Source organism: Pseudomonas sp. BMS12 (assembly GCF_001592875.1).
GTDB lineage: Bacteria > Pseudomonadota > Gammaproteobacteria > Pseudomonadales > Pseudomonadaceae > Aquipseudomonas.
Map to the genome: position 1 here is coordinate 33,383 of NZ_LSOF01000002.1, position 15,177 is coordinate 48,559.

General features: G+C 66.4%; 13 protein-coding genes. 4 read left to right on the top strand and 9 right to left on the bottom strand.

Features of this window, described 5'->3' with window-relative positions:
• Window positions 1-15 precede the first annotated feature (15 nt).
• A complete protein-coding gene (locus tag AYB31_RS00505) occupies window positions 16-588 on the top strand; it encodes a hypothetical protein (RefSeq protein ID WP_068824686.1) in 573 nt (190 codons plus the stop codon).
• Window positions 589-632: 44 nt separating this feature from the next.
• On the opposite strand, the gene AYB31_RS00510 is transcribed toward AYB31_RS00505, so the two are convergent.
• From AYB31_RS00510 to AYB31_RS00550, 9 genes are all read right to left on the bottom strand, one after another.
• Window positions 633-1,466, bottom strand: coding sequence for an AraC family transcriptional regulator (locus AYB31_RS00510; protein ID WP_068824688.1), 834 nt, complete (start codon window positions 1,464-1,466; stop codon window positions 633-635).
• A gap of 378 nt (window positions 1,467-1,844) precedes the next feature.
• Window positions 1,845-2,027: a hypothetical protein gene (locus tag AYB31_RS00515; protein ID WP_068824690.1), complete on the bottom strand. Its 183-nt coding sequence runs from the start codon at window positions 2,025-2,027 to the stop codon at window positions 1,845-1,847.
• A 102-nt stretch (window positions 2,028-2,129) separates the two neighbouring features.
• Window positions 2,130-2,546: a group II truncated hemoglobin gene (locus AYB31_RS00520; RefSeq protein WP_068824692.1), complete on the bottom strand. Its 417-nt coding sequence runs from the start codon at window positions 2,544-2,546 to the stop codon at window positions 2,130-2,132.
• Between the two features lie 385 nt (window positions 2,547-2,931).
• Window positions 2,932-4,884, bottom strand: a complete 1,953-nt coding sequence (locus tag AYB31_RS00525) for a PhoX family protein (protein WP_068824694.1) — start codon at window positions 4,882-4,884, stop codon at window positions 2,932-2,934.
• A 109-nt stretch (window positions 4,885-4,993) separates the two neighbouring features.
• Window positions 4,994-5,770, bottom strand: a complete 777-nt coding sequence (locus AYB31_RS00530) for an energy transducer TonB (protein WP_068824696.1) — start codon at window positions 5,768-5,770, stop codon at window positions 4,994-4,996.
• Window positions 5,767-6,210: a protein TolR gene (tolR, locus tag AYB31_RS00535; RefSeq protein WP_068824698.1), complete on the bottom strand. Its 444-nt coding sequence runs from the start codon at window positions 6,208-6,210 to the stop codon at window positions 5,767-5,769. Before tolR ends, AYB31_RS00530 begins: the two co-directional genes overlap by 4 nt.
• Before the next feature lie 10 nt (window positions 6,211-6,220).
• Complete coding sequence (tolQ, locus tag AYB31_RS00540; protein ID WP_068824699.1) at window positions 6,221-6,928, bottom strand: protein TolQ; 708 nt, start codon at window positions 6,926-6,928, stop codon at window positions 6,221-6,223.
• A gap of 114 nt (window positions 6,929-7,042) precedes the next feature.
• A complete protein-coding gene (locus tag AYB31_RS00545) occupies window positions 7,043-8,980 on the bottom strand; it encodes a phytase (protein WP_068824701.1) in 1,938 nt (645 codons plus the stop codon).
• A 183-nt stretch (window positions 8,981-9,163) separates the two neighbouring features.
• Window positions 9,164-11,671: a TonB-dependent receptor gene (locus AYB31_RS00550; RefSeq protein WP_068824703.1), complete on the bottom strand. Its 2,508-nt coding sequence runs from the start codon at window positions 11,669-11,671 to the stop codon at window positions 9,164-9,166.
• A gap of 353 nt (window positions 11,672-12,024) precedes the next feature.
• On the opposite strand from AYB31_RS00550, the gene AYB31_RS00555 reads away from it, so the two are divergent.
• From AYB31_RS00555 to AYB31_RS00565, 3 genes are all read left to right on the top strand, one after another.
• A complete protein-coding gene (locus tag AYB31_RS00555) occupies window positions 12,025-12,942 on the top strand; it encodes a GGDEF domain-containing protein (RefSeq protein WP_068824706.1) in 918 nt (305 codons plus the stop codon).
• A gap of 9 nt (window positions 12,943-12,951) precedes the next feature.
• Complete coding sequence (locus AYB31_RS00560; protein ID WP_068824707.1) at window positions 12,952-13,989, top strand: AraC family transcriptional regulator; 1,038 nt, start codon at window positions 12,952-12,954, stop codon at window positions 13,987-13,989.
• Between the two features lie 332 nt (window positions 13,990-14,321).
• On the top strand, window positions 14,322-14,717 hold the full coding sequence (locus AYB31_RS00565) for a YkgJ family cysteine cluster protein (RefSeq protein WP_068824709.1): 396 nt from the start codon (window positions 14,322-14,324) through the stop codon (window positions 14,715-14,717).
• Window positions 14,718-15,177 lie beyond the last annotated feature (460 nt).

Consider the following 15,177-nt stretch of genomic DNA (forward strand, 5'->3'; position numbering starts at 1 on the left):
CGTCAAGGAGACTTCATGCGCCCATTGCTCAGCGCCGCCCTGCTACTCGCTACCACCCTCGCCGGCTGCGCCGGCCAAGTGCAGACCAATGCCAGCTCCGGCGAGCTGGAACTGTCCAAACAGGCCCGCCGCCATCTGCTGGTGCATATCGATGGCAGCCCCTCGGCCAAGGCCGACCCGCGCTGGCAGGAGATGGAGTCGGCCATGCGCTCGCACCTGGATCGCCAGGTGTTCAATGCGCTGTATCAGGTGACCTTCGTCGGCGAGCGCCGCAGCATCGCCCAACAGCCAGGCTTGATGGTCGAGGTGCAGATCAGCGACTTCAACTACCAGGAACAGCTGCCACGCTACTTCCTCGGCCCGGCCACCAGCGAAGCCTGGGTCGGTACCCAGGTGAGCTTGTATGACCTGCAGAGTGGGCGCCAGCTCGGCAGCCGCAGCTACCGCAGTTCGTCCTCTGGCTGGGGTGGCGTGTTCTCGGCCATGAGCGAAAAGCAGATCCAGGCCATGAGCAAGCGCATCGTCCAGGACATCCGCCAGGCCGAGGAAGCGCCCCTGCTGGGCAAGGCCGTAGTCATGGCGGACTGAGACTCCCCCCTCAGGGCGGCGCAGCAGTCCTCCACGCGGACGACTCAGTCCCGCAACGGCACCCAGACCTCCACATGGCCGGTGCCGGCCATGGGGTCGAAATCGCCGCTGTAGCGCTCGAACTCCGGCGCATCCGCCGCCTGCAGGCCGGACGCCGGCAGCCAGCGCTGAAAGATCGCGACGAAGGTCTCGTGGATGCTGGAGATATGCCCGCCGTGGCGGAACACCGCGTAGCGCCGCGCCGGCAGGCGCTGCAGGCGGAAGCCCGCTGGCAGTTCGGCGCCGCGGCTCACCCGCACCCCGGCGATGTACTCGAAGCTGCCGTCCTCGTCCGGATTGCAGCACAGGCCGAAGGTCTCCCAGCCCTGCTGCCCCGGCACCTTGCCGATATAGGGCACGAAGCGCTGCCATAGCGCGCTGATACCCTGCGACTTGTCCGCGCTGAAACGCTCGCCAAGGCCGGCGATCAGCAGTTCCTCGCCCTGTTCGAAGCGCGGTTCGGCGAGTGGGTAGGTGGTGGTCGGTTGCATGCGCATGGCCTCCCTCAGATCGATGCCATCCAGTTGGCCGCTCGCCCGCAGGGCCTCCGGCGTGATGCCGAACTGCTCGCGAAACGCACGGGTGAATGCCTCGTGGGAGCCATAGCCCGCCGCCAGTGCCAGGCCGAGAATATCCTGCGCGCCATCGACCAGGCTGTATGCCGCCCGGCTCAGGCGCCGCGCCCTGGCATAGCGCATCACCGGCCAGCCGGTGGCGAGCACGAAGGCCCGCGCTAGACCAAAGCGCGACATGCCACAGGCCTCGGCGATGGTCTGCAGGTCGAAGCGGCCATCGAGATCACGCTCGATCAGCCAGAGGGCCTTGCCGATGGGGTCCATGTCCGCTCCTCACGAATGCCGCCGCAGTATCGGCCCGCAGTATGCCCGCCGCTTGATCGTTCTTGCGCCGCCGGGGCGAAAGAACGCACTCGCATGCGCGTGCGGGCCCGGCAAAGTAGCCTGCCCCGCGGGTTGCCGGCGGAACAGGGGGTGTTTGCGTAGCCCGGGCGGCACTCTGCCCAGGTCGCGAAAGATGCGTGCTCCAAGGCCTTTTCGCAGCCGCAGCGCAGTACCGCCCAACCGCGCCCACTGCCGCAGAGGTGCTTCGGGAAAAGAGCCAAAAAAAGCCCGCCGGGGTGGGCGGGCAAGGGGAATAAACAGGCAGCCGGGGCTGCCAAATGCGCCGCAGTCGGCGCAGGAGCATCGGGGGCAGGAGGGTCAGAGCAGGCGCAGGTGGCGCTGGAAAAAGCGCTTGGCATCCTCGGCCAGGTCGGGGGCGACGAAGGGCCCGGAGCGCGCCACGCCGTCGACCAGCACATACCAGCAGACCAGGTGGCCACTGCTGCGCAGCGCCTCCGGGACGGCGCTGCCGATCATGGACATGATGTCGATACGGGGCATCTGAGTGATCTCCTGTGAACGTGGAGCCACTCTAGGCTGCGGCAGGTTCGAGCGGAAATCGCTGCTTTCGATAGTGTCTATGCGTGCGGCCGATAACAGCCGCTAGTGTCCATGCCGCGCACTGCTGGCCTGGACGATGCGCTGCGCCGGTACGCGCAGCTGGGTCAGCAGGTAAGCCGCGAAATCCGGCGCATAGGGCTGCTCGGCGATGGCCTGCTCCATGCACAGCAGCCAGGCCTCGGCCTGAGCCGGGCCGATCGGCCACTGCGCGTGAAAGCTGGGGATGCCGATGGAGCCGTACCTCTCGGCGAACAGCCGTGGGCCACCGAGCCAGCCACTGAGAAAGCACGCCAGTTTGTCGCGGGCCGAGTCCAGGCTCGCCGGATGCAGGGCACGCACCTCCGCGGCCTCGGGCAGCTCGTCCATATAGCGATAGAAGGCGTCCACCAGCCGGCGCAAGCCATCGATGCCGCCTGCGGCGCGATAGGAGGCGTCACCGACGCCGTACTGCTCGCTCATGTTGTGCCCCTCGGTAAAACCGGGATTCTAACCCCGCCGAGAGTTGCTCAGCCTCCGCCTTCGCCTCGGTAGCGGAGCCAAGGGCCGCTCCGTGCTGCCTGAGTCGCGGCCAAGGCCCCTCCTACGGAGTGTGACTTCACGAAACCAAGCGGCACCCGCCGATTTTGTGGGAGCGGCTGTACGGCACCCCGCTTTAGCCGCGATGACAGTGTATTGGGCAGCGCAGTGTTGCCTGCATCGCGGCTGAAGCCGCTCCCACAAAGCGCTGACATATCCGTGTGGGCGTGGCTTCGGCCGCGACTAACCCAGGCGGTGCCGAGCGGTAGGAGGGGCCTTGGCCGCGATAAATAGAGGTCTGATGAAGGCAGATGCCCTACCCAAACCCTCAGGCCCCGATCACCCCGCCGTCCTCGCGGGTAATCATCACCGTGGTCGAGCGCGGGCGGGTCTGGCCGTCGCTGGCCGGGTAGCTGATGCCGGGGTGCTGGATATTGGCCCACATGGTCCTGCCATCCGGGCTCCAGGCCAGGCCGGTAATCTCGCAGCCGCGCGGGCCAACCATGAAGCGACGCACTTCGCGGGTGCTCGGGTCGGCACACAGCAGCTGGTTGCAGCCCATGGCCTGCATGGCGGGGTCGATGTCGTCGTAGTCGGTCTGGATCCACAGGCGCCCGGCGGCGTCGAAGGCCAGGCCGTCCGGCGAGGAAAACAGGTCGCCGTCGATGGTGCCGGTAAGGTTGGCCGGGACCGTCTTACCGCTCTGGTCACGGGCGCCCTTGGCTTCGCCGGCGAGCAGGAACAGCTCCCAGATGAAGGTGGTGGCGGTCGGATCGGCATCCTGTTCGTTGAAGCGCAGGATCTGCCCGTGCAGGTTGTGCGGGCGCGGGTTGGCCTTGTCGGTGGGCTGCTTGTCGCCACGCCCGTCGTTGTTGGTCAGGGTGACGTATACCTCGCGGGTCTCGGGATGCACGGCGGCCCACTCGGGGCGGTCCATCGGCGTGGCGCCGGCGCGGTCGGCGGCAGCGCGGGCGTTGAGCAGCACCTCGGCCTGGTCGGCGAAGCCATTCTCGGCGCTCAGGCCATTCTGCCCGTGTACCAGCGCCAGCCACTGGCCGCTACCGTCGGCGTCAAAGCGCGCAACGTACAGCGTACCGCTGTCCAGCAGGTCGCGGCTGGCCTTGGGGTTGGCCGCGTCGAAGCGCCCGGCCGGGACGAACTTGTAGATGTACTCGCCCTTGGAGTCATCGCCGGAGTAATAGGCCAGACGCCCGTCATCCGTCATGCTCAGCGCCGCACACTCGCGGCTGAAGCGGCCGAAGGCGGTGCGCTTGACCGGCTGGCTCTGCGGGTCGAACGGGTCGATCTCCACCACCCAGCCGAAACGGTGCGGCTCGTTGACGTGGCCACTGTGGGCCTGCTCGGCATAGGGCGTGGCGTCGAAGCGCGGATCGGCGGTTTCCCAGGCGTAGTTCTTGCTCGTGCCGCTGTTGGCCAGACCATAGCGTTTGTGTGAAACCCGCGCTGCGTAGTCAGCCTGGTCGCGGTTGATAAAGTAGTTGTGCCAGTTCTCCTCGCAGGTGAGGAAGGTGCCCCAAGGCGTGATGCCGGTGGAACAGTTGTTCAGGGTGCCGCGCACCTCCAGACCGCTGGGGTCGCTGGCGGTCTTCATCGCATCGAGCCCGGCCAGCGGCCCGGCGATGCGCATCGGCGTAAGCATGCTGATGCGGCGGTTGTAGGGCGAATCCATGACCCGCTGCCACTGGCCGTCGGCGCCCTGCTTCACCTCGATCACCGACACGCCGTGGGCCGCCTGCTCCTTGCGCACCTCGTCCAGCGGGCGCGGCTGGCTCTGGTCGATCTGCCCGGACGGATGCAGCGGCGGATTGACGTACTCATGGTTCATCACCAGCAGACCGCGGTCGGTTTCGCCGGCGAAGGCGAAGAACTCCATGCCGTCATGGTTATCGCCGGCCTGTTTTAGCTGAGCCTGCCAATCGTCACTGGCATCCGGGTTCCAGTTCGGCGCGCCGGTCTCGACCGGATCGCCCCAGGAGAAGAACGGCACGGCGCGGTAGCCCTCGGCCACCAACACCTGGTCGAACTGGGCGTCGAGCTGCACCGGCACGCCGCGAAAATTCAGCAGCGGGCTGGCGCTGGCCTTGCTGCAGGCGCCGATGCCGCCGGCGAAGAAGCCCAGCGCGGCCAGGCTCAGACCGCCCTTGAGCACATTGCGCCGGCTCGGGTTGATCAGCTCGGCCAGCGGTGCATTGGCGCTGGGGTTGATGGCGATGTCGTCGTGGGCTTCCAGGCGGGTGTGAAAGCGGCTGTGTTCGTTCATCGTGGGCTCGCTGAAAAATGGGAATGATCTGAGCGCCCTCACCCCAGCCCTCTCCCGGCGGCAGAGGGGGTGGTCGAGGTGGGCTGGCGGCTCCTAAAACAGAGCGGTGTTATTCGATGCGGTAGTGGAAGGTGTTCTTCACCCCCTCCACGGCCACTGCCTTGCCGTTCTCCAGGCGCGGCTGGTAGCGGAAGGTCTTGGCGGCGGAGAGCGAGGGCCGGACGAACAGCGGGTGGCAGTCGCCGACCACCTGCGGGTTCTCCACCCGGCCTTGCGGGTTGACCCGGTAGTTCACCGTGCAGTCGCCTTCGATGCCCTTGTTCAGAGCGCGGTCCGGGTAGTCCGGCGCTTCCTTGGCAATCGGCAGGTACTGGCGGCTGGCCGCAGCAGCGGCTTCAGCCTGGTGGGCGCGCTCGGCGGCCAGGGCCTGTTCGGCCGCCAGGCGTTGCTGTTCCTGCTGACGAGCCAACTGCTCCTGGCGCTGTCGCTCGGCACGCTCCTGCTGCAGACGTTGTTGCTCCTGGCGCAGGCGCTCTTGCTCACGCTTGCGCGCCAGCGCCGCCTGCTCCAGACGCTGCTGCTCGATGCGCGGATCGGGCCTGGGTGTTTCCTCCACCACCGGCCGGGCCGGCTCGGGCACCACCGGCGCGGGCGGCACGATCTCCGGTGCGGGTGGCGCGGGCGGTGCCAGGGTGATCAGCCGGGTGGTCAGGGTGCGCACCTGCGGCGCCTCGGGCACGCTGCTCGGCCACTGCGCCAACAGCAAGCCCAGCACCAGCGCATGCAGGCCCACCGCGACCATAGCCGCGGCGCCATTACGCCAGACCCAGGGGCTTGGCAGCGGTGGCAGGTTCAGGCTCGACGAGGACATCAGTGCGGCACTCACTGCGGCGCCTCGGTGATCAGGCCGAGGTTGCTCACCCCGCCCTGCTGCAGCGCGGCCATGCCGGCCACCACGCGGGCGTAATCGACGGCGCCGTCGGCGCGGATATACACCTGGGTGTCGCCATTGGCGGCAATCAGCGCGCCGACCTTGGCGCTCATCTCGGCCAGGTCCACCGCGCTGTCGCCACGGCTGTCGATATCCAGCTCGGGGCCGAGGTTCCAGTAGTAGCCACCGTCGGCCTGCACCGACAGGGTGAGGATCTGTTGCTGGCTGTCGGCTGGCAGCGCTTCGGCGGCGACCTTGGGCAGCTCGACCTTGACGCCCTGGGTGAGCATCGGTGCGGTGACCATGAAGATCACCAGCAGCACCAGCATCACGTCGATATAGGGCACCACGTTCATTTCGGCCTTGGCGCCGTACTTGCTCTGCGGTTTGCGCATGACCTGATCCTCAGGCGGCCTGGGACAGTTTCGGCGCGGCCTGCAGCTTGCGCTGCAGACGGCCCTGCAGCTCATTGCCGAAGGCGTAGAAGCGCGCACTCAGGGTGGCCACGCGGGCGGCGAAGCGGTTGTAGGCAACCACCGCGGGAATCGCCGCGAACAGGCCGATGGCGGTGGCGATTAGCGCCTCGGCGATGCCCGGCGCGACGGTGGACAGGGTCGCCTGCTGCACCTGGGACAGGCCGATGAAGGAATTCATGATCCCCCACACGGTGCCGAACAGGCCGATGTAGGGGCTCACCGAACCGACCGTGGCGAGGAACGGCAGGCCTTTCTCCAGGCGCTCGTCCTGCTCGGCGATGGCCACCAGCAGGCTGCGCTCGACGCCGTCGATCACCGCCTCGGCCGGCACGCCCGGCTGGCGCTGCAGCTGGGCGAACTCGCCGTAGCCGGCGCGGAAGATCCGCTCCAGCGCGGCGTCCTGGTCGGTCTGCTCGCTACCTTCGCGGTGCAACTGAGCCAGGTCGCCCTGCTGGCGGAAACGCTTGAGGAAGTCCTTGTGCAGGCGCTCGCAGCGCCCCAGTAGCAGGCTGCGCTGGATGATCAGGTACCAGCTGGCCAGGGAGGCGGCGAGCAGAATGAGCATGACCAGCTTGACCAGCAGGCTGGCGTCGTTGATCAGGCTCCAGACGGTCATCTGTTCGAGGGTGGCGTGCATGGTGTGACTCCTTGTGCATAACGGGGTGAGGCGCATGCCTTGCCCCGGCCCTCGCCCAAGGGCGAGGGTGGATGGGCGCTATTCGATTACGTGGCGATTACCGGTTGATGACAGTCAGTCCAGCGCCAGGGCGCGGGCGACTTCGCTCCAGGGCACGAACTTGAAGTTCTGCGTGGCCTCGGGCATGCGCTTGCGCCCGTCCTGCACCACCAGCATGCCCTGGCTCCAGGGCCCGCCGAGGTTGGCCGAGGTGACTTCCAGGCCGTCGGTCTCGGAGGCACCGTCGATGCCCAGGGCGCCGTTGAGGCCGACGCGGAACGCGCCCTTGAGCGCATAGGGCGGCTCGGCATCCAGCACCACGTAGCTGTCGTTGCCCTGGCTGGAGATCACCAGGTAGTCGTGCTGACCAGACTGGTAGAGGCCTACGCCCTCCACATCGTCATGCAACACGTCACCGACCTTGAACACGCTGCTCAGCTCGGTCGAACCGTCGGGGCGAGCGTCCACGGCCCATACGCCGGTGTCTTCCTCGCCGAGGAACAGGCGCTGGCGCTGGTCGTCGGCGACGCAGCCCTCGGGCTGGCTGTCCACCGCGAAACGCCGCACCAGTTCGCCCTTCACTTCACCGCCGGCGCCGTCCAGGCGGTATTGCAGGAAGCTGCCGTCCTTGCCGTTGGCGAAGGCGTACAGCTCGCCGGTAGCCGGCTGGAACAGGCAGATGCCGTAGATCTCCTTGATCGGCGTGCGAATCTCGCCGGCCTCGCGCAGCTCACCGCTGCTGCGGTCGATGGCGAACAGGTGGATGCTGTCGTGGTCGCGGTTGCTGGCCACCGCCAGGTCAACAGTGGTGCCGCCGAGGTCGAAGCCGGGACGCACATCGACGTTGTTCAGGCGGCCGACCGGCAGTTCCTGCAGCAGCTTGCCGTCCAGGTCGTAGGCCAGCAGGCCCTGTTTCTTGTTGGTACCGAGCACACGCGACAGCGCCGGCTGTTCGGGGTGCACCCAGATCGCCGGGTCGTCGGCGGCATCGCCGTGACGACCGACCGGCGCGCTCTGGCGCAAGGCCGGCACATTCGCCAGCACCGGCGGCAGCTCGACGGCGGCCGGCTGCCAGTTCAGCTCGCCCTGATAGAAGCGCCCGGCGCCATCGTCCTGCACCAGCAATTCCAGGCCTTTTCCGGTACTGCGCACGGCCAGGCGCTCCGGCTCTTCCAGCCCCTGCAGCGGCAGATTGGCCACCGCGTTCCAGGCGTTGCCCTGCTGCTGATAGAGGTGCAGCTCGGCGGCGGAGGGGTCCAGCGCCAGCAGGCCGCCGGGCACGCTGGCCACGGCCCCGACGCTGTCTTTGAGGCTGCCGAACGGTACGCGGATATCCACCGGCACGCGGCTGGCATCGGCCTCCGGGTGGGCCGGGTAGGCCCACAGGCCGACGGTTTCCTCGTTGACGAACAAGCGGTTGCCGGCGTCGTCGGCCTGGCAATACTCGGCCTGCGGTGGCAGCGGCAGGCCGCGCACGCGCTTGGCCTCGGCGCTCAGCTGGTTGCCGGCGCCGACCAGCCACTGCTCGCCCTGGCCGTCTTCGCCGATCAGGAACAGGTAGAGGTTGGCAGCATCGTCACGGTACAGGCACAGGCCGCTGATGGCGTAGTCGCGCGCCGGCAACAGCTGCGGTCGATTCCACTGCTTCCCGGCGACATCCAGGCTGGCCAGGACGGCCTGCCCGGTGACGTTATCCAGGCTGGCGACGATCAGCGCCTGGCCGGCGCTGCGGCTGTCCAGTGTCGAGTAGCTGCCCGGCAGTCGCGCCAGTTCGGAGCCTTGCTCATCAAGCAGCAGCAGGCCACGACGCTCGCTGGCAGCGATACGCAGGTCGGCGCCAGCAGTCAGCTCGGCAGGCACGAAGCGCAGGTCTTCGGCCTTGACCTTGGCCGAGGCGCCCCAGGGGCTGAGGGCCAGTTTTGGCGTTGCTGCGGAGGCAGTTGGCGGCAACTGCTCGCAGCCGGCGAGCAGCAGGCTGGCGAGCAACAGGGAATACGCAAACACAGGTTTCATACAGCAGATGTCCTTGGCGAAGCATCGAACGCGCGCTCTTAGGAGACACGCAGAGGCAAGACCTCGCGAGCTAGAGCCGGGCTAGGCGGCGCAGGCCGAGGGAGCGGAGTTTGCTGAGAGCAAATGAGCATCCCGAGGTCTGCGCCAACAACGCCCGGCCGACGCGCAGCAGGTCGAAAGGGGTTAGAAATTGGTGTAGGTCAGGCCCAGCTTGTAGGTGGGCCCGTACTCTTCGTACTGGGCGTTGTAGGAGCGACTGCCGGTGTAGACGTAGTAGCTCTCGTCGGTCAGGTTCTGCGCCTCGAAGCGCAGCTGCAGGCCCTTGGTCAGGAAGTAGCCGGCGCTGAAGTCGACGAACACCTGATCGTCCACGTGCTGGTCGTGGGCCTTGTCGTCGATGCTCGCCACTTCGTAGAGGTAGTCGGACTTGTAGTTGGCCGACAGACGCAGGCTGAGCTTGTCGTCCTCCCAGCCGAGCATCAGGTTGCCGACGGTGTCGGACTGGAACGGCAGATCGATGTCGCGCTCCAGCTGGCGACCGCTGGCCAGGTCGCGCCCGGAGATGCTTGCCTCGGAACGGCTGAAGGTGGCGTTGGCGCCCAGCAGCAGGCCATTCCAGGGCGCCGGCAGCCAGTCGAACTTCTGCGAGTAGGCCAGCTCCAGGCCGTACAGGTCGGCGCTGTCGCCGTTGGCGAAGCTGTTGGCCTCGTCGAACGCGGTCCAGGCACCGGTGCCGGCCAGATCGGTGTTGTAGATGAAGCTGTCGATGTCCTTGTAGAACAGGAAGGCCGAGACCACGCCGGCGCGGCCCAGGTAGTGCTCGATCCCCAGGTCGATGTTGCTCGACTCCAGCGGATCGAGCGTCGGGTTGCCGAACTCGGCCTCGTCGCCGTCGATGACGAAGCCGGGGGCCAGTTGCTCGAAGGTCGGGCGCACCACGCTGTTGGTCCAGGCGAAACGCAGCTGGGTGTCCTTGTCCAGTTGGTAGCGCAGGTGCAGGCCCGGCAGCCAGTGGTGGTAGTCGTTGTTGGCCTTGATCGACTCGTAGGCGCCGTCGCGGATACCCGTGCCCTTGGCTTCGAACTCGGTGCCCTCGTAGCGCAGGCCGGCGATGATGCGCAGGTCGTCGATATCCACGGTCTGCATCAGGTACGCGGCGTCGATGTCTTCACTCATCTTGAAGTCATTCACCCGCGACTCTTCTTCGTTGTAGGCGGCGTCGCGATCGAGGCCGCCCAGCAGCGCTTCTAAGGCGTCGGCGCTGATCCCCGGACCGAAATGCCCCAGACCATAGTCGACGTTACCGTGCAGGTAGGCCTCCAGGCTGGTGTCAGCCGCCCCGAAGCTGTCGTAGGTCCACACATCGGTGTCGTTCTCCTTGTCGCGGCGACTGAGCTTGCCGCCGAACTTGACCTGCGCGGCATAGCCGGCCAGGTCGAAGTCACGAGCCAGGTCGAGCTTGATGTTCTTTTCCGTGTCGCTGGTGTCTTCCTCGGCCCACTCGACTTCGTCGAGGCTGAAATTGGCCGGATCATAGAAGTCGCCGCCAATATTCAGGTGCGGCTTTTTCGTGTCGCTGAAACCGGCATCGGCGAAGTCGCCATTGCCCTCGAACACCGCGCCAGCGATATGCCCGGGCGTGTCTTCGCTGGACTTGCTGTAGCCGGCCTGGGCATTGAGCGTCCACTGGCCGATCAGGCGTTCGCCGCCCAGCACATAGGACTGGATTTCCTGGGTCTCCTCGCGGTCCTTCAGCTCACGCCAGCCTTCGGCATCACCGCGTTCACCCGGGCGCTGGGCGTCGTCGAACTCGACGCCGGCAGCGTTACGGGTTTCCGTATCCTTGTAGCGGCTGTACAGGGTGCGCAGGTAGTAGCTGCTGTAGTCGTCGGCCTGGTAGTCGAAGTTCAGACCGAAGCCGGTGCGCTCACGGGTGATCTCGTAGTCGCGCTGCTCCAGCTCTTCGAGTCTGGCGCCGTCTTCGAAGTCCCACTTGCCGCCGGTCTCGACGTTGTCCGAACCGAAGTCACGCTCCTGCCAGCTGAGCGCGGCAGCCACGCCGAAGTTGTCGGTGCCATCACCCAGGCTGAAACGGTCGCTGATGGCGCCGGAGAACTTCGGGCTGGTCTCGCTGGTGTTGTCGTCGTAGCTGGCCTCGGCCGTGCCGGTGTAGAACAGGCCCTTGTGGTCGAAGGCCGACAGGCTCTCCACCTCGATGGTGCCGCCGAGGGAGTTGGCGTCCATGTCCGGGGTGAGCGTCTTGACCACCGACAGCGACTGCACCAGCTCGGCCGGCAGCACGTCGAGCGCCACGGCGCGACGGCCGCTTTCCGGCGAGGGCACCAGGGTGCCGTTGATGGTCACGCTGTTGAGGTCCGGGCCGAGGCCACGAACGCTGACGAAGCGGCCTTCGCCCTGATCGCGTTCGACCGACACGCCCGGCAGGCGCTGCACCGCTTCGGCGGCGTTCTGGTCCGGTAGCTGGGCCACACCATCGGCATGTACCACGCTCTCCACCTGATCGGCACGCCGTTGTTCTTTCAACGCCTGGTCCAGGCTGGCGGCCTGGCCGACCACATTGACGTGTTCGACGGCTTCGTCGGCCGCCCATAAAGGTGTGGCAGCGATGGCCAGCGCCAGGGCGCTGATGCGGAAACCTGCCCGGCGGGCAGTGAGACGCGGCTTGTGCATGTGGCTCTCCCCAAGAGATCGTTGCAACCGGCAGCAGTGGCCGGCGACTGGGAGCGCAAGCTAGGAGTGCGGCATGACGGTTCCGTGACAGCGCACGGCGGCAGCCCGCGAAACACGGGGTTTTGCCGGCTTAATGAACTGAAATGACCCGGCAGATACCTGCTTTTGTGGGAGCGGCTTTAGCCGCGATGCTCTGTGGTTGCAGGGATCGCGGCTGAAGCCACCGCCACAACGACCCGACAACCCGCGAGCGGTGCAAAAAAGCCCTGAGCCAATTCGACCTCCCCCGCTGCAACCATTCCGTCACATGGCTCTGTTCTGCTGGCGCGCAACGCCACTCGGAGCCACCGGACATGCCTTCCCTGCTCAGACTGCACCGCTTGAAACTGGCCGCCCTGCTGCTGGCCAGCAATCTCGCCCTGCTCCTGCACCTGGCCGCCGGCGACCTCAAGCCCATGGCCGAATGGGTCTGGCTGGATATTCTCGGCGAAGGCGGCTCGGCCCTGTTGTGCCTGGTCTGGCTGGGCCTGGTACTGAAGAGCCGTCCGGCTGGCCGGGTCACCAGCTTCCTGGCCATGGGCCTGGGTCTGGTGTTCTTCTCCTGGTGGGTGGACGCCCTCGACGAATTCATCAAGCTGCCCGACAGCATCACCTGGGATCACTGGCTGGAGTCGGCGCCAATGCCCTTCGGCCTGATCCTGCTGACCCTCGGCATCTACCACTGGCACCGCGAACAGCTGGCCATCAGCGCGCAGATGGAGAAGCGCGAACGTCTGTTCCGCGAGCACCGCCTGTTCGACAACCTGACCCCGCTGAACACCGCCGAGTACCTGCGCCGCCAACTGGATCAGGCACTGCAGCATGCCCGCAACGCCCAGCAGCCACTGTCGCTGGTGATCCTCGACCTGGATGATTTCAGCCGCATCAACCACCTGCACGGCCACGCCGAGGGCGACCGCGTGCTGCAGGCCCTGAGCCAGTTGTTGCTGCTCAACCTGCGCCACCAGGACCTGCTCTGCCGCCTGGCTGGCGACCGCTTCGTGGTGCTGCTGCCCAACACCGGCGAAGGCCAGGCCCGGCAACTGGCCGAAGAGCTACGCCGGGCCGTCGAGCACCTGGCGCACAAGGCCCGCGACCACGGCGAACGCCTGCAGCTGCATGCCAGCGTGGCCAGCGTGATGGCCCTGCAGGACGATGCCGAAGGCCTGCTACAGCGCCTCAACCAGGCCCTGGCCCGCGCCAAGCAGCCGCGCTATCCGCGCAGCGCCTGAGGCCCGTTCATGACCCTGAAGACCAACTGGTACGAGAACGACAGCCGCTTCATCCCCGGTCACTGGCAGCCGGCGGTGCTGGTCGACCTGGCGCTGTCGCGCGGCATCGACAGCCACCGCCTGCTACGCGGCACCGGTCTGTTCCACGAAGATCTGCAGGCCGGCCGGGCGCGCCTGAGCCCGCAACAGTTCCTGCAACTGATCGACAACGGCGAACGCCTGCTGGCCGCCGACGACACCCGCTTCCTGTTCGGCCAGCGCCTGCTGCCCGGCCACTACGGCGCCGCCAGCCACGCCCTGCAGCACGCCGCCAACCTGGGCCAGGCACTGGATATATTGCGCCGCCAGCGCGCCCTGCTCAGCCCACTGCTTAGCCCGCGGGTGTTGCTCGACGAACACCACGTGCACCTGTACTGGCTGGACAGTTGTGGCGCCGGAACCCAGCAGCGCTTCGTGGTCGAGGCCGCGATGACCTCCCTGCTGGCGATGAGCCGCTGGCTGGCCGGCGCGCCGCTTCCCTGGCAGGTCAGCATCGCCCAGGCGCGGCCGCGCCAGGTGGAACAGTACTGGGTGCACCTGGGCGAGGAGGTGCGCTTCAACGCGCCACTGGATCTGCTCAGCCTGCCGCGCGAGTACCTGCACCGCCCCTGGCCAGGCGCGGCACAGACGGCCGGCAGCGCCGCCCAGCAACAGTGCGAACAGCTGCTGGAGCAGCTGGGTTTCCACGGCAGCCTGCTCGACCACCTGTACCGCCACCTGCTGGCCAACCTGCGCCGGCCGCCGCAACTGGACAGCGTGGCGCTGGCCCTGGGCATGAGTCCCTCTACGCTCAAGCGCAAGCTGCAGCGTCACGGCACACACTTTCAGGAGCAGCTCGACCTGGCGCGCAAGCACATGGCCCTGTACCTCTATCAGGTCAAGGGACAGAGCAACGACGAGGTGGCGGCTCACCTGCAGTTCCATGACGCCACCAATTTCCGCCGCTCGTTCAAGCGCTGGACCGGCATGGCGCCCAGCGCGCTCCGCCAGCGCTGGCAGCTGGGCTGAACGAGAAGAAGGAGCGTGGCGAAAACTTGCGCGGCGCAAAAAAAGAAACCCCGCTGATGCGGGGTTCTGCAGACTGATTCCTGACATCCGTGATCGGTGCGCCGTCCTGGCGAACAATCCCTCATGTCCCTGTTACTTCTGATGCGCTTCCTGCGCTAAGTCCTTGAAAGCGAGATTAATCTGGCTAGTGGCACACTGATAGCAGCCTTCGCCGGCGCACCTTGTAAGCCAAAGCTTACACGGCCACCGAGCGGGAAAAGGTTCACAAAACCGGTGTGACGGCTATCATCGCGCGCCTTATTCCTGCGCCTGCGCGCACCCGAGTCCCGAAGATGAAACCGCAACTGATCGCCGCCGCCGAAATCGACCGCCTGGAAACCTGGAGCAAGTACAACAAGGACATGTGCAGCAGCTGCATGTCCACCTGCTGCACCATGCCAGTGGAAGTGCGCATCAGCGACCTGATCCGCATCGGCCTGGTCGACGAGTTCGAGCGCGGCGAGCCGCCGAAGAACATCGCCAAGCGCCTGCAGAAGGACGGCATGATCGAGCGCTTCAATGCCAAGTCGGGGATCTTCACCCTGACCCGCATGAGCAACAACGACTGCATGTACCTGGACCGCAAGACGCGCCTGTGCAGCATCTACGACAAGCGCCCGGACACCTGCCGCAACCATCCGCGCATCGGCCCGCGCCCGGGTTATTGCGCCTGGCGCCCGAAGCAGTAAAGCCCTGCGCCAACGCGTGGCACCCGCGCCCCATTTGGTGGCACGGGTGTGGTCTGCGCAAACGATAGAGCCCGCCAAACATCCCCACCGTACACAACAGCATATTTGCGCCAATTTTCAGGCGCCTATAAGGCGCTGTTTTTCAAAACTTTTCATCTACGCCTGAAAAAATCTGCACGCAGTTACGCATGCCGTTCGGCAGGTTCATCTAACTGCAAGAATTTTGGCGCACCCTTTGCAACTGTGAATTAGCCCACGCGACGGCGGCACGAACCGCCCGAAGCAGTCCGCCGGCAGGATGCCGACGAGTACCAAAACCAACAGTTGCGCTGGGCGCTGCCAACTACCTGCCGCCGTGATCCATCACATCGATCAACCCTTTCAGGATGAGAGGCCAGGCAATGGATTTGGGTATCGGATATCCCGGTTGTTCGCCTGTTTGCACGTCGCGCTCACGCGC